The organism is Streptomyces sp. NPDC033845, from assembly GCF_055576225.1.
This window is the reverse complement of the sequence record NZ_JBVIRI010000007.1, coordinates 365,701-388,616: the sequence shown is the minus strand read 5'-3', so window position 1 is coordinate 388,616 and position 22,916 is coordinate 365,701. Positions and strand designations below refer to the sequence as shown.

Sequence of the window (22,916 nt, the reverse complement as noted above, 5' to 3'; positions counted from 1 at the left end):
GGTGGCGGGTCAGCCGTTCAGAAGGGTGAAGTCCCGGACGGCGCCCTTGTCGGCGCTGGTGGCCATGGCCGCGTAGGCGCGGAGGGCCGCGGAGACCTTGCGTTCGCGGTTCTTCGGGGCGTACACCCCGCCGAGGGCCTCGCGGCGGGCGGCCAGGGTCTCGTCGGAGACCAGCAGGTCGATGGAGCGGTTGGGGATGTCGATGCGGATCCGGTCCCCGTCCTCGACCAGGGCGATGGTGCCGCCGGAGGCGGCCTCCGGGGAGGCGTGGCCGATGGAGAGGCCGGAGGTGCCGCCGGAGAACCGGCCGTCGGTGACCAGGGCGCAGGCCTTGCCGAGGCCGCGGCCCTTCAGGAAGGAGGTGGGGTAGAGCATCTCCTGCATGCCGGGGCCGCCGCGCGGGCCCTCGTAGCGGATGACGACCACGTCGCCTTCCTTGATCTGCTTGGTGAGGATCTTGTCCACGGCCTCGTCCTGGGACTCGCAGACCACGGCCGGGCCCTCGAAGGTCCAGATGGACTCGTCCACGCCGGCCGTCTTGACCACGCAGCCGTCGACGGCGATGTTGCCGCGGAGCACGGCGAGGCCGCCGTCCTTGGAGTAGGCGTGCTCGACGGAGCGGATGCAGCCGCCCTCGGCGTCGAGGTCCAGGGTGTCCCAGCGCTCGGACTGGGAGAAGGCGGTCGCGGAGCGCTTGCAGCCGGGGGCGGCGTGCCACAGCTCCATGGCCGTCTCCGAGGCGGTACCGGAGCGGGCGTCCCACTCGGCGAGCCAGTCCTCCAGGCCCTCGGAGTGCACGGTGGTGACCTCCTTGTTGAGGAGTCCGCCGCGGTGCAGTTCGCCGAGGATGGCGGGGATGCCGCCGGCCCGGTGGATGTCCTCCATGTAGTAGGTGCCGCCGGGGGCCACGTTCGGCGCGACCTTGGCGAGGCAGGGGACCCGGCGGGAGACCTCGTCGATGTCCTTGAGGTCGTAGTCCAGGCCGGCTTCCTGCGCGGCGGCGAGGAGGTGCAGGATCGTGTTGGTGGAGCCGCCCATGGCGATGTCCAGGGCCATGGCGTTCTCGAAGGCCTCGCGGGTGGCGATGCTGCGGGGCAGCACCGACTCGTCGCCCTGCTCGTAGTACCGCTTGGTGATCTCCACGACCGTGCGGCCGGCGTCCTCGTAGAGGGCGCGGCGGGCGGTGTGGGTGGCGAGCACCGAGCCGTTGCCGGGGAGGGCCAGGCCGATGGCCTCGGCGAGGCAGTTCATCGAGTTGGCGGTGAACATGCCGGAACAGGACCCGCAGGTCGGACAGGCGTTCTCCTCGATGCGGAGGACGTCCTCGTCGGAGACGTTCTCGTTGACCGCGTCGACGATCGCGTTGATCAGGTCGAGCTTGCGGACGGTGCCGTCGACCAGGGTGGCCTGGCCGGCCTCCATCGGGCCGCCGGAGACGAAGACCACCGGGATGTTGAGGCGCATGGCGGCCATCAGCATGCCGGGGGTGATCTTGTCGCAGTTGGAGATGCAGATCAGGGCGTCGGCGCAGTGCGCCTCGACCATGTACTCCACCGAGTCCGCGATCAGGTCGCGGGAGGGCAGGGAGTACAGCATGCCGCCGTGGCCCATGGCGATGCCGTCGTCGACCGCGATGGTGTTGAACTCGCGGGGGATCGCGCCGGCGGCACGGATGGCCTCGGAGACGATCCGGCCGACCGGGGCCAGGTGGGTGTGGCCGGGGACGAACTCGGTGAAGGAGTTCGCGACCGCGATGATCGGCTTCCCGATGTCCTCGCTCGCTACCCCCGAAGCGCGCATCAGGGCGCGGGCGCCCGCCATATTGCGGCCGTGGGTGACGGTTCGGGACCTCAACTCGGGCATCGGGTTCACTCCCCATAGAGCGGTGTACGGCTGATTACGAGATTACGCCCCCGCCTTCAGGATGCGGACAGGGTGTCCGCATGCCGGGACGGCGGGCTCATCAGGCGGTCATACGGCGGTGAGGTAGCGCTGCAGGGTGGGGGCCACCAGCTCCACGATCGCCTCCGGTTCGGCGGAGGCCAGCGGCTCCACCTTCAGCACGTACCGCAGGATCGCGATGCCCACCATGTGCGAGGCGGCGAGCTCGGCGCGGAAGGTGGGGTCGGGGACGTCCAGGTCGGCCGCGACGCGTTCCAGCAGCCGGCGGAGCACCAGCCGGCGCAGCACCGTCGCCGCGGCCTCGTGGGTGAGGGCGGAGCGGATGACGGCGAGCAGCGGCTCCCGGGTGACCGGGTTCTCCCAGACGCCCAGGAAGTAGCGGGCCAGCCGCTCGCCGATGCCGTCCGGTCCCCCGCCGAGGAGGGCGGGGACGACCAGGGCGGGCTCCATGCTCATCTCGACGGCGGCGGCGAACAGGTCGTCCTTGGTGCCGAAGTAGTGGTGGACCAGGGCCGGGTCCACCCCGGCGGTCTTGGCGACGCCGCGGACCGAGGTCTTGTCGTAGCCGCGTTCGGCGAAGACCTCGCGGGCGGCCAGCCGGATCCGCTCCTGGGTGCTCGGGCCGGCGTCCGCCTCGTCCCGGGGCGGGCGGCCGGGGCCGCGGCGCGGGCGCTTGGCCGGGACGGCGTCGCCGGATCCCGCGGAGATGTCGGGTGCGCCGGTCACGGGCGGGGGATCCGGTGCGGGTCCGGGGCGCCGGCGCTCGCCAGGTGCAGCCGGGTGAAGGCCAGCGCCTCGGCGAGATCCGCCTCGCGCTCGGCGGAGGACATGGCGCGCCGGGTGTTGACCTCGATCACCACATGGCCGTCGAAACCACCGCGGGCGAGGCGCTCCAGGAGCTCCGCGCAGGGCTGGGTGCCGCGGCCGGGCACCAGGTGCTCGTCCTTGGCGGAGCCGTTGCCGTCGGCGAGGTGGACGTGGGCGAGCCGGTCGCCCATCCGGTCCACCATCGCGGTGGCGTCGGTGCGGGCGGTGGCGGTGTGCGACAGGTCGACGGTGAAGTGCCGGTAGTCGTCCTTGGTGACGTCCCACTCGGGGGCGTAGGCGAGGACCTCCCGGTCCCGGTAGCGCCAGGGGTACATGTTCTCCACGGCGAACCGGACCTCGGTCTCCTCGGCCATCCGCCAGATCCCGGAGACGAAGTCCCGGCTGTACTGGCGCTGCCAGCGGAACGGCGGATGGACGACCACGGTGCTCGCGCCCAGCCGCTCGGCCGCCGACCGGGCCCGCTGGAGCTTGGTCCACGGGTCGGTGGACCACACCCGCTGGGTGATCAGCAGACAGGGGGCGTGCACGGCGAGGACCGGCACCCCGTGGATGTCGGAGAGCCGGCGCAGCGCGTCCACGTCCTGGCTCACCGGGTCCGTCCAGACCATCACCTCCACGCCGTCGTAGCCGAGGCGCGCGGCGATCTCGAAGGCGGTCGCCGTGGACTCGGGATAGACCGAGGCGGTGGACAACGCGACCTTCGCGTCGGGGATCCGGACTGGTTCTGCCACGGGCAACAGGGTACGGGTAAGCCCTCTACCGGGTGACCGGCTCCGGGTGCACGGACGGCCGGCCCGGGCGTACGGGCGACCGACGCGGGCGTACGGGCGACCGGCCCGGATCACGGGCGGCCGGCGCGGGTCAGGGGGCGACCGGCTCCGGGCTCGGCGCGGGGAGGTGGTCCAGCCGGCGCAGGATCACGCCCTCGCGCAGCGCCCAGGGGCAGATCTCCAGTTCCTCCACCCCCAACAGGTCCATGGCGCCCTCCGCGACGAGCGCCCCGGCCAGCAGCTGCCCGGCCCGGCCCTCCGAGACCCCGGGCAGGGCGGCCCGCTGCCCGGCGGTCATCGCGGCCAGCCGGGGCACCCACTCCTCCAGGGACTTCCGGCTGAGGGCCCGCTGGGTGTAGACCCCCTCCGCCGAGCGGGCGGCCCCGGCGATCCGGGCCAGCTGCTTGAAGGTCTTGGAGGTGCCCACCACGTGGTCGGGCGTCCCGGACCGGCTGAACTCCCCGACCGTACGGGCGATCTGCGCCCGGACGTGCCGGCGCAGCGCCTTCACGTCGGCCGGGTCCGCCGGGTCCCCGGGCAGCCAGCCCGAGGTGAGCCGGCCGGCGCCCAGCGGGAGCGAGACGGCGGTGTCCGGGTCCTCGTCCATGCCGTAGGCGATCTCCAGGGAGCCGCCGCCGATGTCGAGGACCAGCAGCTTGCCGGCGGACCAGCCGAACCAGCGGCGGACGGCGAGGAAGGTGAGCCGGGACTCGTCCTCCCCGCTGAGCACCTGGAGGTCCACTCCGGTCTCGGCCTTCACCCGGGCGAGCACCTCGTCCGCGTTGGTGGCCTCGCGGATCGCGGAGGTCGCGAACGGGAGGACCTCCTCGCAGCCCTTGTCCTCGGCGGCCTGCACCGCGCCGGCGAGGAACGAGACCAGCCGCTCGACGCCTTCGGGGCTCACCGCCCCGTGCTCGTCGAGCAGCTCCGCCAGCCGCAGTTCCACCTTGTGCGAATGCGCGGGCAGCGGGCGCGCGCCGGGGTGCGCGTCCACCACCAGCAGGTGGATCGTGTTCGAACCCACGTCAAGGACACCGAGTCTCATACGCGAAACGCTACTGGCATCCACGCGTATGGGTGACGTAAGACGAGCGTGGAGCGCGCTTACGCTTGGTTTCGTGCCAAATACGAAGAAGGCCAAGACCAAGAAGAACCCCGCTGAGGCCGTCGAGGCCGATGAGAAGGGCCTCGACTTCCCCCGGGCATGGGTGGAGTTCCCCGATCCGGGCGACGAGGAACAGGTCTTCCGCTGCGACCTGACCTGGCTGACCTCCCGCTGGACCTGTGTCTTCGGCAGCGGCTGCCAGGGGATCAAGGCCGGGCGGGCGTCCGACGGCTGCTGCACCCTCGGCGCGCACTTCTCCGACGAGGACGACGAGAAGCGCGTCGCGCAGCACGTGGCACGGCTGACCCCGGAGCTGTGGGAGTTCCACGACGTGGGCAGCGAGACGGGCTGGACCCAGCTCGACGAGGACGGGGACAAGCAGACCCGCCGGTGGAAGGGCGCCTGCGTGTTCCTGAACCGGCCCGGGTTCCCGGCCGGGGCCGGCTGCTCCCTGCACATCCTCGCCGTGCGGGAGGGCAAGGAGCCGTTGGAGACCAAGCCGGACGTGTGCTGGCAGCTGCCGATCCGGCGGACGTACGACTGGATCGAGCGGCCGGACGACACCCGGGTGCTCCAGGTGTCGATCGGCGAGTACGACCGGCGCGGCTGGGGTCCGGGCGGCCACGACCTGCACTGGTGGTGCACCTCGGCGACCTCGGCGCACGGCGCCGGGAAGCCGGTGTACGTGTCGTACCGGGCGGAGTTGACCGAGCTGATGGGCAAGGCGGGCTACGACGCGCTGGTCGAGCTGTGCGAGGCCCGGCTGGCCTCGCTGCTGCCGATGGCCCCGCATCCGGCGGACCCCGTGGTCCCGGCGGCTCCGGCCGGCTGACCCCCGGCCGCGTACCGGGCCCCGGAGCCCTCCCCGGTCGGCTTCCCCGGTCAGCCGGCCGGGGAGGGCTCCGGGGAGGCCGGGCCGCCGGTGGGCCCGGGGTCCGGTGAACCGGTGGAGCTCGGGGTGGGTTCCGGGGTCGGCGTGGGCGTCGGTTCCGGGGTCGGCGTGGGCGTGGGCGTCGGTTCCGGGGTGGGCGTCGGGGTCGGCGTCGGTTCCGGACGCTGGGTCGCCGGCGGCCGGGTCGGGTCCGGGTGCCCGGGGGTGGGCAGGGCCGGACGGCCCCGGCCCTGGATGGCGATCACCGCGTCCCCCGGTTCCACTCCCACCCGGCCGGTCCAGGCCCCGACCGGCTCGGCGTGCGGGTCCACGGTGATCCGCAGAGTGACCGATTCTCCGGAGGCCAGGGTGCCCTCGGTCCGCTCGGCCCGCAGCCAGGGGGCGTCCGACCAGAGCCGCCAGTGGGCCGGGCCGCGGCCGGCGGCGGTGAGCCGTAGATAGGTGACACCGCCGCGGGAGGCCGCCTCGATGTGGATCCGGGCGGGGGCGCCGGGGCCGGCCGGGGTGGCCGGGGCGCCGGTGCTGATCACCTCCACGGAGACGTCGGGGGTCCGGCCGGCCGTCCCGAACCCCGGGTCCCCGCCGGTGCCGGTGCCGGCCCGGTCCGGGTCCCCCGCGTCGTGGTACCCGGAGTCCGGGACCTCCTCCCGCAGCGGGATCTCCGACTCGCTCGCCGAGATCCGGGTGGCTCCGGCGGCCGGCCCGTCGGTGTCCGGGGCTCCCCGGTAGGAGGCCCAGAGGGCCAGTACGGGCGCGGCGACCACGGTGGCGACCACGGTGGTGGTGAGGGCGCGGGCCCGGATCCGGTCGCGGCGGGCCGCCCGGTCCTTGGGGTCCATCGGGAACCCGGTCCGGGTGAACCGGGGGCCGGCCGACCGGGCGGCGCCCGGGACCGCAGCGTGCACGGCGCCCCGGGGGGCCGGGACCAGCGGCAGGGCGGTGGTCCGGGTGCCGCCGGAGCCGGGCCAGGGGCCGCCGGCCCCGACCCGCTCGGCGACCCGGCGGCAGCGCGGGCAGTCGTCCACGTGCCGGACCAGCTCGGCCCGCAGGGTGGTGGACAGCAGCACCTGGCTGTCCCCGGTCAGCCGGGCGACGGCCGGGCAGTTGCCCGTCTCGACCACGGCGAGGGCGGCCCGGGTCCGCTCCACCTCGCAGGCGGCGCCGGACAGCAGGTCGCGGGCGGTGGCCGGGGCCGTGCCCAGAACGGCCGCGAGTTCGGGCACCCCGAGCCGGTGCCGGACGGCCAGCTCCAGCGCCTCCCGCTGCTCGGGGGTGGTGCCGGCGGCCTCCGGCCAGGCCAGCCGGGCCAGTTCGGATCTCCGGCGGGCGGTCTCGGCCTCCTTGGCGGCGGCCCGCTCGGCCCGCTCGGCCAGGGCCCCGGGCGCCGGGTCGGCGTGGTCCGCCTCCGGTTCTCCGCTGCCCGCGGCCGGTGCGCCCGCCGGCCGCTCCGGGGCGTGCGCGCCGGTGTGCGTACCGCGCCCCTGGCGGATCCGGCGCTGTTCGGCCAGCCGGCGCAGACAGGCCCAGCGGGCCAGCGCGTACAGCCAGGACCGCCGCTCGCCCTCGCCGGGGCAGCGCCCGGGATGGCGCTCGGCCACCGCGAGGACCTCGGCCAGCACCTCCACGGCGGCGCCGTGGTCGCACAGCACCGAGAGGCAGTAGGTGAACAGCCCGTCCAGATAGGGCTCGTGGCGGGAGGCGGGCGGCTGCTCCCCCTCGGGGAGCGCGCGTCCGTGCGCCCGGTGCGCGCCGGTGCGCGGGGCGGATTGTGCCTGACTGCTGCTGCTCACCCGGTGACCGTAGGCGGCGCGCCGGTGACCCCCCGGAAGCCTTCGGGAGTTTTAATCCTTACGGGTGAACAGATCGCCTGAAACAGGACAGCTGTGCTGACGTCGCACGCTCCGGCGGGACGGCCGCCGTCCGGCCGCCGTCCGGGCGCGCGCCGGGTGGTGTCGGTGGCTGCGGCTACGGTGGGGCGCATGGCTGCCCGTACATCCCGCTCATCCGCCAAGGACCGGCCGTCCTACCGCTGCACCGAGTGCGGCTGGACCACCGCGAAGTGGCTCGGGCGGTGCCCCGAATGCCAGGCCTGGGGCACCGTGGAGGAGCAGGGCGGGGCGCCCGCCGTGCGGACCACGGCGGCCGGCCGGGTGTCGGCCCCGGCGCTGCCGATCGCCCAGGTCGACGGGCGGCAGGCGACGGCCCGGAGCACCGGGGTGGACGAGCTGGACCGGGTGCTCGGCGGGGGTCTGGTGCCGGGGGCCGTGGTGCTGCTGGCCGGGGAGCCGGGCGTGGGCAAGTCCACCCTGCTGCTGGACGTGGCCGCCAAGGCGGCGAGCGACCGGCACCGCACCCTCTATGTGACGGGTGAGGAGTCGGCCAGTCAGGTGCGGCTGCGGGCGGACCGGATCAAGGCCCTCAACGACCATCTCTTCCTGGCCGCCGAGACCGATCTGTCGGCGGTGCTCGGGCATCTGGACGCCGTGCAGCCCTCGCTGCTGGTGCTGGACTCCGTGCAGACCGTGGCCTCCCCCGAGATCGACGGGGCGCCAGGCGGGATGGCGCAGGTCCGGGAGGTGGCCGGGGCGCTGATCCGGGCCTCCAAGGAGCGCGGCATGGCCACCCTGCTGGTCGGCCATGTCACCAAGGACGGGGCGATCGCCGGCCCCCGGCTGCTGGAGCACCTGGTCGACGTGGTCCTCTCCTTCGAGGGGGACCGGCACGCGCGGCTGCGGCTGGTGCGCGGGGTGAAGAACCGGTACGGCGCCACCGACGAGGTCGGCTGCTTCGAGCTGCACGACGAGGGGATCACCGGACTCGCCGACCCCAGCGGGCTGTTCCTGACCCGGCGGGCGGAGGCCGTGCCGGGGACCTGTCTGACGGTGACCCTGGAGGGGAAGCGCCCGCTGGTCGCGGAGGTGCAGGCGCTGACGGTGGACTCGCAGATCCCGTCCCCCCGGCGCACCACCTCGGGTCTGGAGACCTCCCGGGTCTCGATGATGCTGGCGGTGCTGGAGCAGCGCGGGCGGATCACCGCGCTGGGCAAGCGCGACATCTACAGCGCCACGGTGGGCGGGGTGAAGCTGACGGAGCCGGCCGCCGACCTGGCGATCGCGCTGGCCCTGGCCTCGGCGGCCAGCGACGTCCCGCTGCCGAAGAACCTGGTCGCCATCGGCGAGGTCGGGCTGGCGGGCGAGGTCCGGCGGGTCACCGGGGTGCAGCGGCGGCTGGCCGAGGCGCACCGGCTGGGGTTCACCCACGCCCTGGTCCCGGCCGATCCGGGCAAGGTGCCGGCCGGGATGAAGGTGACCGAGGTCGCGGACATGGGCGAGGCGCTGCGGGTGCTGCCGCGCGGCCGCCGGGCCGCGAAGGAGCCGAAGGAGGGCTGACGGCGGGGTGCCGGCGGGGCGGGGCGGGGGCGGCGGAGCGGCTCCGGAGAGGTGCCGGAGGGGTGCCGGCGGGTGCTCCCGGCGCACCCCGGCGGGCCCCCCGGTGCGGCCCCGTCCGGGCGCTGCGCGGTAACCACCGGCAGGGCGGGGGCCCGCGCCGGTAGACTTTGTGCTGGTCCGCCCGCTCCACGCCCACCCGGGGTGCGGCGGCGCAACCCGCGACCGGAGGAGTGCAGTGGCAGCCAAGGACGGGGCATCAGCCCCCGGGAAGCCCGGCGCGAGCTCCAAGCACGATGCCCTGATGCGGGCCTCGCTCTCCGCCGTCGCCCCTGGTCAGCCCCTGCGTGACGGCCTGGAGAGGATCGTCCGCGGCAACACCGGCGGGCTGATCGTCCTGGGCATGGACAAGGCCGTCGAGGCCATGTGCACCGGCGGGTTCGTCCTCGACGTGGAGTTCACCGCGACCCGGCTGCGCGAGCTGTGCAAGCTGGACGGCGCGCTGATCCTGGACAAGGACCTGACGAAGATCCTGCGGGCCGGTGTGCAGCTGGTCCCGGACGCCTCCATCCCCACCGAAGAGACCGGCACCCGGCACCGGACCGCGGACCGGGTGTCCAAGCAGTGCGGGTTCCCGGTGGTGTCGGTGTCCCAGTCGATGCGGCTGATCGCCCTGTACGTGGACGGGGAGCGCCGGGTGCTGGAGGAGTCGGGGGCGATCCTGTCCCGGGCGAACCAGGCGCTGGCCACCCTGGAGCGCTACAAGCTCCGGCTGGACGAGGTGGCGGGCACCCTGTCCGCGCTGGAGATCGAGGACCTGGTCACCGTCCGCGACGTGACGGCGGTCGCGCAGCGGCTGGAAATGGTCCGCCGGATCGCCACCGAGATCGCCGAGTACGTGGTGGAGCTCGGCACCGACGGCCGGCTGCTGTCGCTCCAGCTGGACGAGCTGACCGTGGGCATCGAGCAGGAGCGCGAGCTGGTGATCCGGGACTACGTGCCGGAGCCGACGGCGAAGCGTTCCCGCACGGTGGACGAGGCGCTGGCCGAACTGGACGCGCTGACCCACCCGGAGCTGCTCGAACTGGCCATCGTGGCCCGGGCGCTGGGCTACACCGGCTCCCCGGAGACGCTGGACTCGGCGGTCTCGCCGCGCGGCTACCGGCTGCTGGCGAAGGTGCCCCGGCTGCCCGGGGCGATCATCGAGCGGCTGGTGGAGCACTTCGGCGGGCTGCAGAAGCTGTTGGCCGCCAGCGTGGACGACCTCCAGACGGTGGACGGGGTCGGCGAGGCCCGGGCGCGCAGCGTCCGTGAGGGGCTGTCCCGGCTCGCCGAGTCCTCGATCCTGGAGCGCTACGTCTAGGACCTGTCCGGTCGATCATGTTCGAAGCCAGATGACGATTGCTGCGGCGGTCACGGTGCCGAGGTAGACGTAGCCGCGCTTGTCGTAGCGGGTGGCGACCGCCCGGGACTGTTTCAGGCGGTTGATGGTCCGCTCGACGGTGTTGCGCTTCTTGTACCGCTCCTCGTCGAAGCCGGGTGGCCGTCCTCCGCGTGATCCTTTGCGTAGGCGGGCGGCCTGGCTGTCGGTCTTCTCCGGGATCGCGTGGCGGATTCCTCGGCGCCGAAGGTATTCACGGACGGGCCCGTTGCTGTATGCCTTGTCGGCAGCGAGGCTTTCCGGCTTCACGCGTGGTCTGCCCGGCCCGAGTCTCGGCACTCGGATCTTCTCCATCACGGCGATGAACTGCGTGCAGTCCGCCCGCTGACCTGGGGTAACAATCAGAGACAGCGGGCGGCAGCGGCCGTCCGCGCCCAGGTGGAGCTTGGTGGTGAACCCGCCGCGCGAGCGGCCCAGGCCCTCACCTCCTGCACCACCTCCACCAGGCGGGCGGCGAGACCCCACCACGGCGTCTCGTGCTGGTGTTCTGCCGCTGCGTCCCCTTTTGAGGCGGGGGTTGGCGGCGGTTCGGTGCGGGCGCCGGCCGCGTGCTGATGTGCCCGCGCGATGGTGGAGTCGACCGAGATGTCCCAGTCGATCTCACCGGCCGCGTCGGCCGCGGCCTGCACCTGCTGGAGCAGCCGTTCCCAGGTGCCGTCGGCCGACCACAGGCGGTGGCGTTCGTAGACCGTCTTCCACGGACCGAACCGTTCGGGCAGGTCACGCCACTGAACTCCGGTTCGCACCCGGTGCAGAATCCCGTCGATCACCTGCCGGTGATCCCGCCACCTGCCGCAACGCCCGTTGCTGACCGGCAGGAACGGCCGCAGTCGTTCCCACTCGGCATCCGTCAGATCGCCCCGCCCCATGTCCATAGGAACGATCAGCAGCAAGAGTCAGTCGCATGCTCTGCCGGATCAGTCCTAGTCTCCTGAGAATCCGAAGATTCCCAGGTGAGTCGGCCTGTCGCTGGAGTAGAGGACGATGTAGTAACCGGTCCACCGCATCTGACACTCGCCGAGCAGGCTTTGCTCGTGCTCCTCGTGGCTCGCAGCCTCATTGGCAGCAGCGGCGAGTTCCTCATACTGCTCGACCGACGGTCGGTTTGTGCCGAAGTGGTGCATCACGCGGTTGAGAGCCAGAGGGCGCAGGGTGCCGTAGTCAGCGATACCGGACCTCGTCGGCGGGTCATCCGTGGCAACAACCCTGTCGATGTCGAGGATCGTATGGGTGCCCTCGGTCCCCATGAACTCCTCGTCCTCGTAGAGGTCCTCCAGGCTTCGGTATCGGGCATCACTGCCGTACTCCTCCTGGAACACCCTGGCCTGCAGTGTCGCCAAGGCCGCCTCTGCATCGCCGTCGTACCTGGTGACGTAGTCCCATCCGCTGGCACCCATCGAGCCACCCCTCCCTGATGATCGTGAACGCGCGAACGATAGCGGCGGGGACTGACAACGCCGCTGCCTGGCGTCGGGCTCTGCTCGACGTCCCGGATTGAGGTGGCCAGGCCCGTCGACCGCGTTACGGAGATCGCCCGGACAGGCCCTAGGCGCTGCGCTCCAGCCGGTCCCTAGTCCCGCTTGAGGACGAACGAGGTGCGGGCCACCGGCATCCCCGGGGACTTCACCTCGACCACATAGGTGTCCGGTGCGGCGCTGCCGGGCGGCGGGGTGGCGCAGGAGTCGGCGGCGCTGAACTTGCGGTCCCATTCCAGGGTCCGGCTGGTCTGGCCCTTGGCGGACACCCGGTAGAAGGCGCTGCCGGGGCCGGCCGGGCAGTGGTCGGAGGACCAGACGGCCTTGGTGCTGGTGGCCTGAAGGATCGTCAGCACGGCCTGGTCCGGACCGAGGTCGACCTTGCAGGTGGTGCCGGAGGTGTTCCGGGTGACCAGTTCCAGCTTGGGGCGCTCGTCGGCCTCGTACTCGTTCTTCGCGCTCCTGACCTCCCACTGGAGGGCGTTCGGGGGGCAGGTGGGCAGGCTGGAGCCGGCCGGGACCTGGTCGGGGCCGCCGGCCGAGCCGGCCGCGGTCCCGGAGCCGGGTCCGGTGGGGTCCCCGCCGCCCGGTTCACCGTTCTTCCCGGTGCCGGTGCCGCTGCCGGTCCCCGCGGTGGCGTCCGTTCCGGTTCTGCTTCCGCCCGCGCCGGAGCCCGGTCCCGATCCGGAGCCGCCGGACGCCGACTCCTCGCGGCCGCCCGGGGCCTGACTGATCGCCGGACCCTTGCCGGGCCCGCCGGGCGTGATCGAGGCCATCGGATCCGGCCCGCCGGACCCCTTGCCGTTGTCGTTCACCCCGCCTCCGCCGGAGGTGACGGTCCATACGGCGAGGAGCGCCATGAGCGCGGCGACGGACGCCAGCACAGCCCTCCGTCGCCAGTAGATGGAGGAGGGAAGCGGCCCGACCGGATTGCGCAGTGATCCCACGGAGGGAACTTTACGAGAATCCGCGGCCCGAACCGCGCCCCCCATGCCGGTGATCGTCGAGTTTTGCCGATGATCATCCCGGAACTCCCTCCGCTTTGCGTACGTTCCGTGACCATGGACAGCTCGCACCTCTACCGTGACATCACCGACTACGCGCGGACCACCCCCGGTTGGGCGCAGTTCACCGCGGAGGTGTGGACCGAACTCGGACTCCTCCTTTTCGGTGGGCTGTTCATCGCCGTGTGGTGGCGCTCCCGCTCCCTGGACGCGCGCACCACCGCCCTCGCCGTACTGGCCCCGCTGGTCACCGCGCTGGGATACGTGGCCTCGGAGAGCGTGAAGTCCACGGTCCAGGAGGAGCGGCCGTGCAGAGCGGTGGCCGGAGCCGTCCGCTCCCTGGTCGAATGCCCGCCCACCGGGGACTGGTCCTTCCCCAGCAACCACTCCGCGATAGCCGGCGCGGCCGCCATCGCCCTGGCCATGGCCCTGCCGCGACTCGTCTGGCTGACCGTGCCGATGTCCCTGCTGATGGCCTTCTCCCGGGTGTTCGTCGGCGTGCACTACCCGCACGACGTGGCCATGGGCCTGCTGCTCGGCGGCTCGCTGGCCGCCCTGCTGACCGTGCTGCTCACCGGTCCGGTCGCCGCCCTGGTCACCACCGCCCGGCACAGCGGCAACGGTGCGGCCCGCTGGTTCGCCGGCGCCGGACCGACCTACCGGACCGACCGCCCGGCCCTGGTCCACGGGCCCTGATCGAGCCGCCGCCCCCGGGGTCACCCGGCGCCGCACCCCCGATCCGTGCCAGGATGCGGACTGCCATGACTGCGACTCCCGAGACCACCGCGACCAGCCCGCGCCCCGCCCCCGGCACCTTCCCCGCCGAGGGCGCGCACCCGCTGCACACCCCCGTCATCGCCTGGTTCGACCAGCACGCCCGCGACCTGCCCTGGCGCCGCCCGGAAGCCGGCCCCTGGGGGGTCATGGTCAGCGAGTTCATGCTCCAGCAGACCCCGGTCAAACGGGTGCTGCCGGTGTACGAGCAGTGGCTGGCCCGCTGGCCCCGCCCCGCCGACCTGGCCGCCGAACCGCCCGGCGAGGCCGTCCGCGCCTGGGGCCGGCTCGGCTACCCGCGCCGGGCCCTGCGGCTGCACGGCGCCGCCGTCGCCATAACGGAACGGCACGGCGGGGACGTCCCCAGCGACCACGCGCAGCTGCTCTCGCTGCCCGGCATCGGCGAGTACACGGCGGCCGCCGTGGCCTCCTTCGCGTACGGACAGCGGCACCCGGTCCTCGACACCAACGTCCGGCGGGTCTTCGCCCGGACCACCACCGGGGTGGAGTACCCGCCGAACGCCACCACCGCGGCGGAGCGCCGCCTCGCCCGCGAACTGCTGCCCGGGGACGAGGCCACCGCGGCCCGCTGGGCGGCCGCCTCCATGGAGCTCGGCGCCCTGGTCTGCACCGCCCGCACCCCCGACTGCGAGCGCTGCCCGGTCGCCCGGCTGTGCGCCTGGCGGCTGGCCGGCAAGCCCCCGCACGAGGGACCGGCCCGCCGCGGCCAGACCTACGCGGGCACCGACCGCCAGGTCCGCGGAAAGCTCCTCGCGGTCCTGCGGGAGGCCGTCGGCCCGGTGCCGCGGGCCGTCCTGGACACCGTCTGGGAGGAACCGGTGCAGCGGGCCCGCGCCCTGGACGGACTGGTCTCCGACGGCCTGGTGGAACCCCTGGACGGCGGCGAGTACCGGCTCCCGCTGACCTGATCCGGCCGCCCGGCCGACCCGGCCCGGCCGACCCGGCCGGGTGTCACAGCACCGCTGTTACACAACCTATGGCCAGCCGTGCGTCCACCGAAGTCAGGACCGCACAGCCCCGTGACAAGCCCTCCGTACCTTCGGATCCACAGGCAGGGAAGCGGAGCGGTAACGGAACGGAGGCGGTCTGAGATGGCGCACGGCGAGGTACTCGAATTCGAAGAGTACGTCCGCACCCGGCAGGACGCGCTGCTGCGCAGCGCCCGGCGCCTGGTCCCGGACCCGACCGACGCCCAGGACCTCCTCCAGACCGCCCTGGTGCGCACCTACGGCCGCTGGGACGGCATCGCCGACAAGTCCCTCGCCGACGCCTACCTCCGCCGCGTCATGATCAACACGCGGACCGAGTGGTGGCGGGCCCGCAAGCTCGAAGAGGTCCCCACCGAGCAGCTCCCCGACGCCAGCGTCGAGGACGGCTCGGACCAGCGCGCCGACCGCGCCCTGCTGATGGACATCCTCAAGGTGCTCGCGCCCAAGCAGCGCAGCGTGGTGGTGCTGCGACACTGGGAGCAGATGAGCACCGAGGAGACGGCCGCGGCGCTCGGGATGTCGGCGGGAACCGTGAAGAGCACGCTGCACCGGGCCCTGGCCCGCCTCCGGCAGGAGCTGGAGAGCCGGGACCTGGACCTGCGCGCGCTGGAGCGCGGTGACCACGTACGTGACGAGGGGCGGGAGCGGTGCGCGGCCTGAGTGGCAGAGGTTCGCTGGTACTGGTGTCGACGGGGACCGTGGTCCTCGTCGGCTCCGTGCTGTTCGTGGTCGGCTGCTCCTCCGGCGGCACCGGTCTGAAGGACGGTGGCCCGGCCCGTACCGAGGCCGTGGCCAAGAACGCGCCCACCCCCGCGCACTCCCCCGGGATCGGCTCCGCCGAGTCCGCCTTCTCGGCCGTCGACCCGGTGGCCCTGCTCAAGGCCGATCCCAAGGTCAGCTCCGAGATCAAACGGGACCTCAAGCCCTGCGCGGGCAAGGAGTACCCGATCGACGTCAGCTACGGGAAGGTCACCGGCAACGAGGTCGACGACGTGGTGGTCAACGTGCTGTCCTGCGCCGACGCCGTCGGCCTGGGCTCGTACGTCTACCGCGAGGACGAGGGCCGGTACGAGAACGTCTTCGCCGACGAGCAGCCGCCCGTCTACGCCGAGATCGACCGCGGCGACCTGGTGCTCACCAAGCCGGTCTACGCCAAGAGCGACGCCCTCGCCTACCCCTCCGGGGAGGACGTCGTCACCTACCGCTGGGCCGGCGGGAAGTTCACCGAGCACGACCGGGTGCACACGGACTACAGCAACGTGGTCGACGGCGGGGGCCAGCCCGCCCCGGCCGTCACAGAGAAGAACTGAGGCGAGGCTCCCGCAATGGCCGACACCCATGTCCTGTTCGTCGAGGACGACGACGTCATCCGCGAGGCCACGACCCTGGCGCTGGAACGCGACGGGTTCGTGGTCACCGCCATGCCCGACGGGCTGCTGGGCCTGGAGTCCTTCCGGGCGAACCGGCCCGACATCGCCCTGCTGGACGTGATGGTCCCCGGCATGGACGGGGTCAGCCTCTGCCGGCGGATCCGCGACGAGTCCACCGTGCCGGTCATCATGCTGTCCGCCCGCGCGGACTCCATCGACGTGGTCCTCGGCCTGGAGGCGGGCGCCGACGACTACGTCACCAAGCCCTTCGACGGCTCCGTGCTGGTGGCCCGGATCCGGGCCGTGCTGCGCCGTTTCGGGCACGCGGGCGGCCCCGGCGGCGGGACGGACGAGGGGCCGGCCGGGGAGCGCGGGGTGCTGTCCTTCGGCGACCTGGAGGTGGACACCGAGGGCATGGAGGTCCGCAAGGACGGCGCCGCCGTGGCCCTCACCCCGACCGAGATGCGGCTGCTGCTGGAGTTCTCCTCCGCGCCCGGCACCGTGCTCTCCCGGGACCGGCTGCTGGAGCGGGTCTGGGACTACGACTGGGGCGGCGACACCCGGGTCGTGGACGTGCACGTCCAGCGGCTCCGCACCAAGATCGGGCAGGACCGGATCGAGACGGTCCGCGGTTTCGGATACAAGCTCAAGGGATGAAGCGGTTCACCCTCCGCACGGGAATCCGCTGGAAGATCACGCTGGCCATCGCCGCCGTGGGCGCCCTGATCACGCTGGCGCTCAGCCTGGTGGTGCACAGCGCCGCCCGGGTCTCGATGCTCGACAACCAGCGCGAGGTCCAGCTGGACCGCGTGCAGTTCATCTCGCGCAACGCCGAGGTCGGCCGCAAACCGGTGATGGGCGCCAAGCTCAACGACCCCGAGCTGCCCTCCGCGCTCCGCGACAAGGCCCGCGGCGGGCGCCGCGGCACCTATGTGGTGGAGAACCCGAACGGGCTCCCCGAGGTGTGGGCGGCCGTACCGCTGGGCAACGGGCAGGTGCTGTCGATCCACAGCCAGTTCCGGGAGAGCGCCAACATGATGCGCGACCTCGACCGGGCCCTGGTGATCGGCTCCCTCGCGGTGGTCATCGGCGGCTCCGCCCTCGGGGTGCTGATCGGCGGCCAGATCTCCCGGCGGCTGCGCAAGGCGGCGGCCGCCGCCACCCGGGTGGCGCACGGCGATCCCGACGTCCGGGTCCGGGACGCGGTCGGCGGGGTGGTCCGGGACGAGACCGACGATCTGGCGCGGGCCGTGGACGCGATGGCGGACGCCCTCCAGGAGCGTCTGGAGGCCGAGCGCCGGGTCACCGCGGACATCGCGCACGAGCTGCGCACCCCGGTGACCGGTCTGCTGACCGCGGCGGAGCTGCTGCCGCCGGGCCGTCCCACCGAGCTGGTCCGGGACCGGGCGCAGGCCATGCGGGCGCTGGTGGAGGACGTACTGGAGGTGGCCCGGCTGGACAGCGCGTCCGAGCGGGCCGAGCTCCAGGAGGTGGCCCTGGGCGACTTCGTCAGCCGGCGGGTGGCCTCGCTGATGCCGGGGGCTGCCATCCGGATCGTCGCCCCGGAGATCGTCAGCACCGATCCGCGGCGGCTGGAGCGGATCCTGGGCAATCTGCTCGCCAACGCGGCCCGCTACGGCAAGGGGCCGATCGAGGTGGACGTGGAGGGCCGGGTGGTCCGGGTGCGGGACCACGGGCCCGGGTTCCCGGAGGCGCTGCTGCGGGACGGGCCGAGCCGGTTCCGCACCGGTTCGACCGACCGGGCGGGCGTGGGCCACGGGCTGGGGCTGACGATCGCCGAGGGCCAGGCCCGGGTGCTGGGCGCCCGGCTGACCTTCCGCAACGTGGCCGCCCCGGGCGGGGCGGACCAGCAGGGGCGGGCGGGGGGCGCGGTGGCGGTGCTGTGGCTGCCGGAGCACGCGCCGACCGCCACCGGGAGCTTCCCGATCCTGCGGCTGCCGCAGTGACGGGGCTGTGACGGGGCTGGCGGTTCATCGCACCGGTCGCATGTTCTAGCATCCGTGCCATGACTGACGGTACGGATCGTACGAACAGCCCGCAGCCGGAGCCGGGGCAGGACCCGGGCAGCGGCGGCTACGGATACCCGGCTGGGGGGACGCCCGGCGGCTACGGGTACCCGCAGTCCGGACAGCCCAATCCGTACCAGCAGCCGGAGCCCGGCCCGCAGCCCTGGGCGGCCGGTCTGCCCACCGAACCGTCGGCCTTCCCGCCCGCCGGGGCCCAGGACTGGCAGCAGCAGCCCCCGCAGCAGGGCTGGCAGCCGCAGCCCGACTTCCCGCAGCCGGACCATGCGCGGCAGGGCTTCCCGCCGCCGGCCGCCGAGCAGCCGGACTGGCAGGCGCTCGCCGACCGGAACGACTCCCGGCGGGGCCGGCGCCGGGCGCTGGTCATCGGCTCGGGGGTGCTGGTGTTCGCGCTGGCGGCGGGCGGCGGCTGGTGGCTCTTCGGCACCCAGGACGACCAGGGCGGCTCCCCTTCGGCCGCCGTCTCCGGCAGCCCGAGCCCCAGCCCGAGCGGCTCGGCCTCCGGCGGGAACAAGCCGGGCGGCGGGAACAGCGCCACGGTGGAGGGCGAGCCCAATCTGCTGCGCGACCGCAACGGCCGGCTGCACGTGGCGCTCGGCACCGACGCGACGGTCGCCAAGCTGGAGAAGCGCAGCGAGGTCCGGTTCAAGGGGAGCGCGAACTCCTACGGGCAGGGCGCCGAGCCCGCCGTGGACATCACCCGGGACTTCACCGTCTCGGCCCGTGTGTTCAACGTGTCCCAGCGCGGCTCGCGGATCGCGGTCAGCCAGGGCGACGGCATCTCGTACACCTTCGAGCTGGGCTTCGAGGAGTCGGGCGGGAAGAAGTCCTGGGTGTTCCGGGTGCAGACCGGTGACCAGGGCGCGGCGTCCACGGCCGTGCAGGTCCTCGGGGACGCCGAGAAGGGGATCAAGGAGTGGACCCTGCTGACCGGCACCTACGACGCGGAGGCGAAGAAGATCGCCCTGTACGTGGACGACCGGCCGGTGGGGACCGCCGCGGTGCCCGAGGGGATCTGGTCCGGTCCTGGTCCGGTGCAGCTGGGGCGGGCCCGGCACCACGGCATCTGGAGCGGTTCCTGGATCGGGCCGCTGGACCACGTCCGGGTGTGGCAGCAGGCGCTGGCCCCGGAGCAGGTGGCGGACCTGCGGAACAACAGGCTCGACAAGAAGCTGAAGCCCTCGCACTCCTGGCTCTGAGCCGGGACCCGGCCGCGGGAGCGGCCGCGGGAGCGGGTCAGACGGTGACGCCGGCGTTGCGCAGGAAGGCGACCGGGTTGATGGCGGAGCCGTAGTTCGCGGTGGTGCGGATCTCGAAGTGCAGGTGCGGGCCGCTGGAGTTCCCGGTGTTGCCGGACAGCGCGATCCGCTGGTTGGCGGAGACCTTCTGGCCGATCTTGACCTGGATCTTCGAGAGGTGCGCGTACTGGGAGTACGTGTTGTTCGCGTGCTTGATCACGATGGCGTTGCCGTAGGCCGGGCCGTCGCCGCCGCCGTTGGGGCCGGCCTTGACCACGGTGCCGGAGTGCACGGCCTTGACCGGGGTGCCGACCGGCACCGCGAAGTCCTGGCCGGAGTGCTTGGCGGTCCACATGCTGCCGCCCTTGCCGAAGGTCGCGGACAGCGTGTAGGCCTCGACCGGCTTCTTCCAGGAGGCGGCGGCACCCGCGGCGGGCTTGGCGGCGGTGTCGGCGAAGGCGGTACCGGTGGCGGCTCCGAGGGCCAGGGCGGCACCGAGACCGGTGGCGGCGACGGCGGTGCGGATACGGGCGGTACGGGCGGGCTTCGCAGACATGTGTAAGTCCTCCGGGAACGGGTATGGGAGATGCCGGGTGAACCGGCACGCTCATTGGTAACCCGGACGCTGCCTGGTGCCCAAAAGCCGCGAATACTAGCGAAGCTCGTAGCGGCCGCCAGTGCTATGCGCCCTGTTGACGGCCCGTTTGCTGGGGTGAAGCCCGGATCCGCACCCCGATTCGATCTACGGCTTGACCTAGTAGGTCCGATTTGCCCTGTGCGGCTTGTCACCGGCGGGGACCCCCCGATGTGCACGGCGCCACACCGCCCGGGGCACCCCCGCACACACGAAGCGGCCCCCGGTGCCTTCTCAGGCACCGGGGGCCGCTTCAGCGGTCGGGCAGCAGGGCCCTACGCGCTCACGCGCCCTTGGTCAGGTCCGGGCCGGAGCCCGTGGCCTCGATCGGGGGGACGTCCGGCAGAGCCGACTTCTCCTCGCCGCGGAAGGTGAACTTGGCTTCCTCGCCCTCACCCTCCTTGCCGACGACCACGATGTGGCCCGGCCGCAGCTCGCCGAAGAGGATCTTCTCCGAGAGGATGTCCTCGATCTCGCGCTGGATGGTGCGGCGCAGCGGGCGGGCACCCAGGATCGGGTCGTAGCCGCGCTTGGCCAGCAGCAGCTTCGCCTCCGTGCTGAGCTCGATGCCCATGTCACGGTCCTTGAGGCGCTCGTCCACCTTGGCGACCATCAGGTCGACGATCTGGATGATGTCTTCCTGCGACAGCTGGTGGAACACCACCGTGTCGTCGACGCGGTTCAGGAACTCGGGGCGGAAGTGCTGCTTCAGCTCCTCGTTGACCTTGGCCTTCATCCGGTCGTATCCGGTCTTGACGTCACCCTGGGCGGCGAAGCCCAGGTTGAAGCCCTTCGAGATGTCCCGGGTACCCAGGTTGGTGGTCATGATGATGACCGTGTTCTTGAAGTCCACGACCCGGCCCTGGGAGTCGGTCAGACGACCGTCCTCCAGGATCTGGAGAAGGGAATTGAAGATATCCGGGTGGGCCTTCTCGACCTCGTCGAAGAGGACGACGGAGAACGGCTTCCGGCGCACCTTCTCGGTGAGCTGGCCGCCCTCTTCGTAGCCCACGTAGCCGGGGGGCGAACCGAAGAGACGGGAAACCGTGTGCTTCTCGCTGAACTCCGACATGTCGAGGGAGATCAGCGCGTCCTCGTCGCCGAAGAGGAACTCGGCGAGCGTCTTGGAGAGCTCGGTCTTACCGACACCGGACGGGCCGGCGAAGATGAACGAGCCACCGGGGCGCTTCGGGTCCTTCAGACCGGCCCGCGTACGGCGGATGGCCTGGGAAAGGGCCTTGATGGCGTCCTTCTGACCGATGACGCGCTTGTGCAGCTCGTCCTCCATGCGGAGCAGTCGCGAGGACTCCTCCTCGGTCAGCTTGAAGACCGGAATGCCGGTCGCGGTCGCCAGGACCTCGGCGATCAGATCGCCGTCGACCTCGGCGACGACGTCCATGTCGCCGGCCTTCCACTCCTTCTCCCGCTTGGCCTTCGCGGTCAGCAGCTGCTTCTCCGTGTCACGGAGCGAGGCCGCCTTCTCGAAGTCCTGGGAGTCGATCGCGGACTCCTTGTCCCGGCGGACACCGGCGATCTTCTCGTCGAACTCGCGGAGGTCCGGCGGCGCGGTCATCCGGCGGATGCGCATCCGGGAGCCGGCCTCGTCGATCAGGTCGATCGCCTTGTCCGGGAGGAAGCGGTCCGAGATGTACCGGTCGGCCAGGGTGGCCGCCTGCACGAGGGCCTCGTCCGTGATGGAGACGCGGTGGTGCGCCTCGTACCGGTCCCGGAGACCCTTGAGGATCTCGATGGTGTGCGGCAGCGAGGGCTCGGCGACCTGGATGGGCTGGAAGCGCCGCTCCAGGGCGGCGTCCTTCTCCAGGTGCTTGCGGTACTCGTCGAGCGTGGTGGCACCGATGGTCTGGAGCTCACCGCGGGCCAGCATCGGCTTCAGGATGCTGGCGGCGTCGATCGCGCCCTCGGCGGCACCCGCACCCACCAGGGTGTGGAGCTCGTCGATGAACAGGATGATGTCGCCGCGGGTGCGGATCTCCTTGAGGACCTTCTTCAGGCGCTCCTCGAAGTCACCGCGGTAGCGGGAGCCGGCGACCAGCGCGCCGAGGTCCAGGGTGTAGAGGTGCTTGTCCTTGAGGGTCTCGGGCACCTCGCCCTTGACGATGGCCTGCGCCAGTCCCTCGACCACGGCGGTCTTGCCGACGCCGGGCTCGCCGATGAGGACCGGGTTGTTCTTGGTCCGGCGGGAGAGCACCTGCATGACCCGCTCGATCTCCTTCTCGCGCCCGATGACCGGGTCGAGCTTGGATTCGCGGGCCGCCTGGGTGAGGTTGCGGCCGAACTGGTCCAGGACCAGCGAGGTCGAGGGCGTGCCCTCGGCCGGGCCGCCGGCCGTGGCCGACTCCTTGCCGCCGCCCGAGTAGCCGGAGAGCAGCTGGATGACCTGCTGCCGGACCCGGTTGAGGTCGGCGCCGAGCTTCACGAGGACCTGGGCGGCGACACCCTCGCCCTCGCGGATCAGGCCGAGCAGGATGTGCTCGGTGCCGATGTAGTTGTGGCCGAGCTGAAGAGCCTCGCGGAGGGAAAGCTCCAGGACCTTCTTGGCGCGAGGGGTGAAGGGAATGTGCCCGGACGGGGCCTGCTGGCCCTGGCCGATGATCTCCTCCACCTGCTGGCGGACCGCCTCGAGCGAAATCCCGAGGCTCTCCAGGGCCTTAGCGGCGACACCCTCACCCTCGTGGATCAGGCCCAGAAGGATGTGCTCGGTGCCGATGTAGTTGTGGTTGAGCATCCGGGCTTCTTCCTGAGCCAGGACGACAACCCGCCGCGCGCGGTCGGTGAACCTCTCGAACATCGTTAATCGCTCCTCAGAGCGGTCGGGCAGTAAGGGGGCGGTCCCCTCCCTGTCCTTCCGCATGCTAGTCCCGCGGGGCGGGACAGCTCATTCCAACTGCCGACATCCGTCCCAGGCTCACCCCCACATCTCAGCGAGGATTCCCCGTCTTGAACAGCCGACAACTGCTCCAACCCGATGGTGCGAGACGATGTTCCCGCAGGCCAGGCAGATACCCGTCACATGAGTACGCC

20 protein-coding genes are annotated in these 22,916 nt (G+C 72.5%); 10 read left to right on the top strand and 10 right to left on the bottom strand.

Annotated elements, in window-relative coordinates; translation table 11 throughout:
- Positions 1 to 9 precede the first annotated feature (9 nt).
- The 4 genes from ilvD to ACZ50K_RS18470 all read right to left on the bottom strand — a co-directional run bounded on the left by ilvD (position 10) and on the right by ACZ50K_RS18470 (position 4,545).
- Positions 10 to 1,863: a dihydroxy-acid dehydratase gene (gene ilvD / locus ACZ50K_RS18485; RefSeq protein ID WP_468903960.1), complete on the bottom strand. Its 1,854-nt coding sequence runs from the start codon at positions 1,861 to 1,863 to the stop codon at positions 10 to 12.
- Between the two features lie 108 nt (positions 1,864 to 1,971).
- Positions 1,972 to 2,628: a TetR/AcrR family transcriptional regulator gene (locus tag ACZ50K_RS18480; protein WP_468903959.1), complete on the bottom strand. Its 657-nt coding sequence runs from the start codon at positions 2,626 to 2,628 to the stop codon at positions 1,972 to 1,974.
- Entirely contained in the window at positions 2,625 to 3,461 is an 837-nt protein-coding gene (locus ACZ50K_RS18475; RefSeq protein WP_468903957.1) for a sugar phosphate isomerase/epimerase family protein, read from the bottom strand. The genes ACZ50K_RS18480 and ACZ50K_RS18475 overlap by 4 nt, the downstream gene beginning before the upstream one ends.
- Before the next feature lie 130 nt (positions 3,462 to 3,591).
- Positions 3,592 to 4,545, bottom strand: a complete 954-nt coding sequence (locus ACZ50K_RS18470) for a Ppx/GppA family phosphatase (protein ID WP_468903955.1) — start codon at positions 4,543 to 4,545, stop codon at positions 3,592 to 3,594.
- 73 nt (positions 4,546 to 4,618) lie between these two features.
- Between ACZ50K_RS18470 and ACZ50K_RS18465 the strand changes: the two genes are divergently transcribed.
- The gene (locus ACZ50K_RS18465) at positions 4,619 to 5,437 is read left to right on the top strand and encodes a DUF3109 family protein (RefSeq protein ID WP_468903954.1); all 819 of its coding nucleotides are present in this window, start codon (positions 4,619 to 4,621) and stop codon (positions 5,435 to 5,437) included.
- A gap of 50 nt (positions 5,438 to 5,487) precedes the next feature.
- Here ACZ50K_RS18465 and ACZ50K_RS18460 read toward each other — a convergent pair whose 3' ends face one another.
- The gene (locus ACZ50K_RS18460) at positions 5,488 to 7,287 is read right to left on the bottom strand and encodes an RNA polymerase sigma factor (protein ID WP_468903952.1); all 1,800 of its coding nucleotides are present in this window, start codon (positions 7,285 to 7,287) and stop codon (positions 5,488 to 5,490) included.
- 189 nt (positions 7,288 to 7,476) lie between these two features.
- Between ACZ50K_RS18460 and radA the strand changes: the two genes are divergently transcribed.
- Together radA and disA are read left to right on the top strand one after the other, a co-directional pair.
- Positions 7,477 to 8,886, top strand: a complete 1,410-nt coding sequence (radA, locus tag ACZ50K_RS18455) for a DNA repair protein RadA (protein WP_468903949.1) — start codon at positions 7,477 to 7,479, stop codon at positions 8,884 to 8,886.
- Positions 8,887 to 9,121: 235 nt separating this feature from the next.
- Positions 9,122 to 10,246: a DNA integrity scanning diadenylate cyclase DisA gene (gene disA, locus ACZ50K_RS18450; protein WP_468903946.1), complete on the top strand. Its 1,125-nt coding sequence runs from the start codon at positions 9,122 to 9,124 to the stop codon at positions 10,244 to 10,246.
- A gap of 15 nt (positions 10,247 to 10,261) precedes the next feature.
- Here disA and ACZ50K_RS18445 read toward each other — a convergent pair.
- From ACZ50K_RS18445 to ACZ50K_RS18435, 3 genes are all read right to left on the bottom strand, one after another.
- Positions 10,262 to 11,193, bottom strand: a protein-coding gene (locus ACZ50K_RS18445) for an IS5 family transposase (protein ID WP_468904017.1) whose coding sequence is annotated in 2 segments (ribosomal slippage) — positions 10,262 to 10,855 and positions 10,858 to 11,193 — 930 coding nt in all. Because the reading frame shifts where the segments join, the coding sequence is not laid out codon by codon here.
- A gap of 54 nt (positions 11,194 to 11,247) precedes the next feature.
- Positions 11,248 to 11,721: a hypothetical protein gene (locus ACZ50K_RS18440; RefSeq protein WP_468903944.1), complete on the bottom strand. Its 474-nt coding sequence runs from the start codon at positions 11,719 to 11,721 to the stop codon at positions 11,248 to 11,250.
- Between the two features lie 173 nt (positions 11,722 to 11,894).
- Positions 11,895 to 12,683 carry a hypothetical protein gene (locus ACZ50K_RS18435; protein ID WP_468903943.1) on the bottom strand — a complete coding sequence of 263 codons (789 nt, stop codon included), beginning with the start codon at positions 12,681 to 12,683 and terminating at the stop codon, positions 11,895 to 11,897.
- Between the two features lie 177 nt (positions 12,684 to 12,860).
- Here ACZ50K_RS18435 and ACZ50K_RS18430 point away from each other — a divergent pair, with 177 nt between their 5' ends.
- From ACZ50K_RS18430 to ACZ50K_RS18400, 7 genes are all read left to right on the top strand, one after another.
- A complete protein-coding gene (locus tag ACZ50K_RS18430; RefSeq protein ID WP_468903941.1) occupies positions 12,861 to 13,499 on the top strand; it encodes a phosphatase PAP2 family protein in 639 nt (212 codons plus the stop codon).
- Between the two features lie 65 nt (positions 13,500 to 13,564).
- Complete coding sequence (locus ACZ50K_RS18425) at positions 13,565 to 14,506, top strand: HhH-GPD family protein (protein ID WP_468903939.1); 942 nt, start codon at positions 13,565 to 13,567, stop codon at positions 14,504 to 14,506.
- A gap of 183 nt (positions 14,507 to 14,689) precedes the next feature.
- Complete coding sequence (locus ACZ50K_RS18420; protein WP_468903937.1) at positions 14,690 to 15,247, top strand: SigE family RNA polymerase sigma factor; 558 nt, start codon at positions 14,690 to 14,692, stop codon at positions 15,245 to 15,247.
- Between the two features lie 23 nt (positions 15,248 to 15,270).
- Complete coding sequence (locus tag ACZ50K_RS18415) at positions 15,271 to 15,897, top strand: hypothetical protein (protein WP_468903935.1); 627 nt, start codon at positions 15,271 to 15,273, stop codon at positions 15,895 to 15,897.
- 15 nt (positions 15,898 to 15,912) lie between these two features.
- Positions 15,913 to 16,614 carry a two-component system response regulator CseB gene (cseB, locus tag ACZ50K_RS18410; RefSeq protein ID WP_468903933.1) on the top strand — a complete coding sequence of 234 codons (702 nt, stop codon included), beginning with the start codon at positions 15,913 to 15,915 and terminating at the stop codon, positions 16,612 to 16,614.
- Positions 16,611 to 17,924: a two-component system sensor histidine kinase CseC gene (cseC, locus tag ACZ50K_RS18405; RefSeq protein WP_468903931.1), complete on the top strand. Its 1,314-nt coding sequence runs from the start codon at positions 16,611 to 16,613 to the stop codon at positions 17,922 to 17,924. The genes cseB and cseC overlap by 4 nt, the downstream gene beginning before the upstream one ends.
- A gap of 59 nt (positions 17,925 to 17,983) precedes the next feature.
- Positions 17,984 to 19,201 carry a LamG domain-containing protein gene (locus ACZ50K_RS18400; protein ID WP_468903930.1) on the top strand — a complete coding sequence of 406 codons (1,218 nt, stop codon included), beginning with the start codon at positions 17,984 to 17,986 and terminating at the stop codon, positions 19,199 to 19,201.
- Positions 19,202 to 19,238: 37 nt separating this feature from the next.
- Here ACZ50K_RS18400 and ACZ50K_RS18395 read toward each other — a convergent pair whose 3' ends face one another.
- A complete protein-coding gene (locus ACZ50K_RS18395; protein ID WP_468903929.1) occupies positions 19,239 to 19,796 on the bottom strand; it encodes a M23 family metallopeptidase in 558 nt (185 codons plus the stop codon).
- 361 nt (positions 19,797 to 20,157) lie between these two features.
- Entirely contained in the window at positions 20,158 to 22,683 is a 2,526-nt protein-coding gene (locus tag ACZ50K_RS18390; protein ID WP_468903926.1) for an ATP-dependent Clp protease ATP-binding subunit, read from the bottom strand.
- Positions 22,684 to 22,916 lie beyond the last annotated feature (233 nt).

Excerpts from the sequence above, each read along its gene's own strand:
- ilvD (WP_468903960.1), bottom strand. The coding sequence starts at position 1,863 with ATGCCCGAGTTGAGGTCCCGAACCGTCACCCACGGCCGCAATATGGCG.
- ACZ50K_RS18470 (WP_468903955.1), bottom strand. The coding sequence starts at position 4,545 with ATGAGACTCGGTGTCCTTGACGTGGGTTCGAACACGATCCACCTGCTG.
- radA (WP_468903949.1), top strand. The coding sequence starts at position 7,477 with ATGGCTGCCCGTACATCCCGCTCATCCGCCAAGGACCGGCCGTCCTAC.
- ACZ50K_RS18440 (WP_468903944.1), bottom strand. The coding sequence starts at position 11,721 with ATGGGTGCCAGCGGATGGGACTACGTCACCAGGTACGACGGCGATGCA.
- ACZ50K_RS18430 (WP_468903941.1), top strand. The coding sequence starts at position 12,861 with ATGGACAGCTCGCACCTCTACCGTGACATCACCGACTACGCGCGGACC.
- ACZ50K_RS18425 (WP_468903939.1), top strand. The coding sequence starts at position 13,565 with ATGACTGCGACTCCCGAGACCACCGCGACCAGCCCGCGCCCCGCCCCC.
- ACZ50K_RS18420 (WP_468903937.1), top strand. The coding sequence starts at position 14,690 with ATGGCGCACGGCGAGGTACTCGAATTCGAAGAGTACGTCCGCACCCGG.
- cseB (WP_468903933.1), top strand. The coding sequence starts at position 15,913 with ATGGCCGACACCCATGTCCTGTTCGTCGAGGACGACGACGTCATCCGC.
- cseC (WP_468903931.1), top strand. The coding sequence starts at position 16,611 with ATGAAGCGGTTCACCCTCCGCACGGGAATCCGCTGGAAGATCACGCTG.
- ACZ50K_RS18400 (WP_468903930.1), top strand. The coding sequence starts at position 17,984 with ATGACTGACGGTACGGATCGTACGAACAGCCCGCAGCCGGAGCCGGGG.
- ACZ50K_RS18395 (WP_468903929.1), bottom strand. The coding sequence starts at position 19,796 with ATGTCTGCGAAGCCCGCCCGTACCGCCCGTATCCGCACCGCCGTCGCC.
- ACZ50K_RS18390 (WP_468903926.1), bottom strand. The coding sequence starts at position 22,683 with ATGTTCGAGAGGTTCACCGACCGCGCGCGGCGGGTTGTCGTCCTGGCT.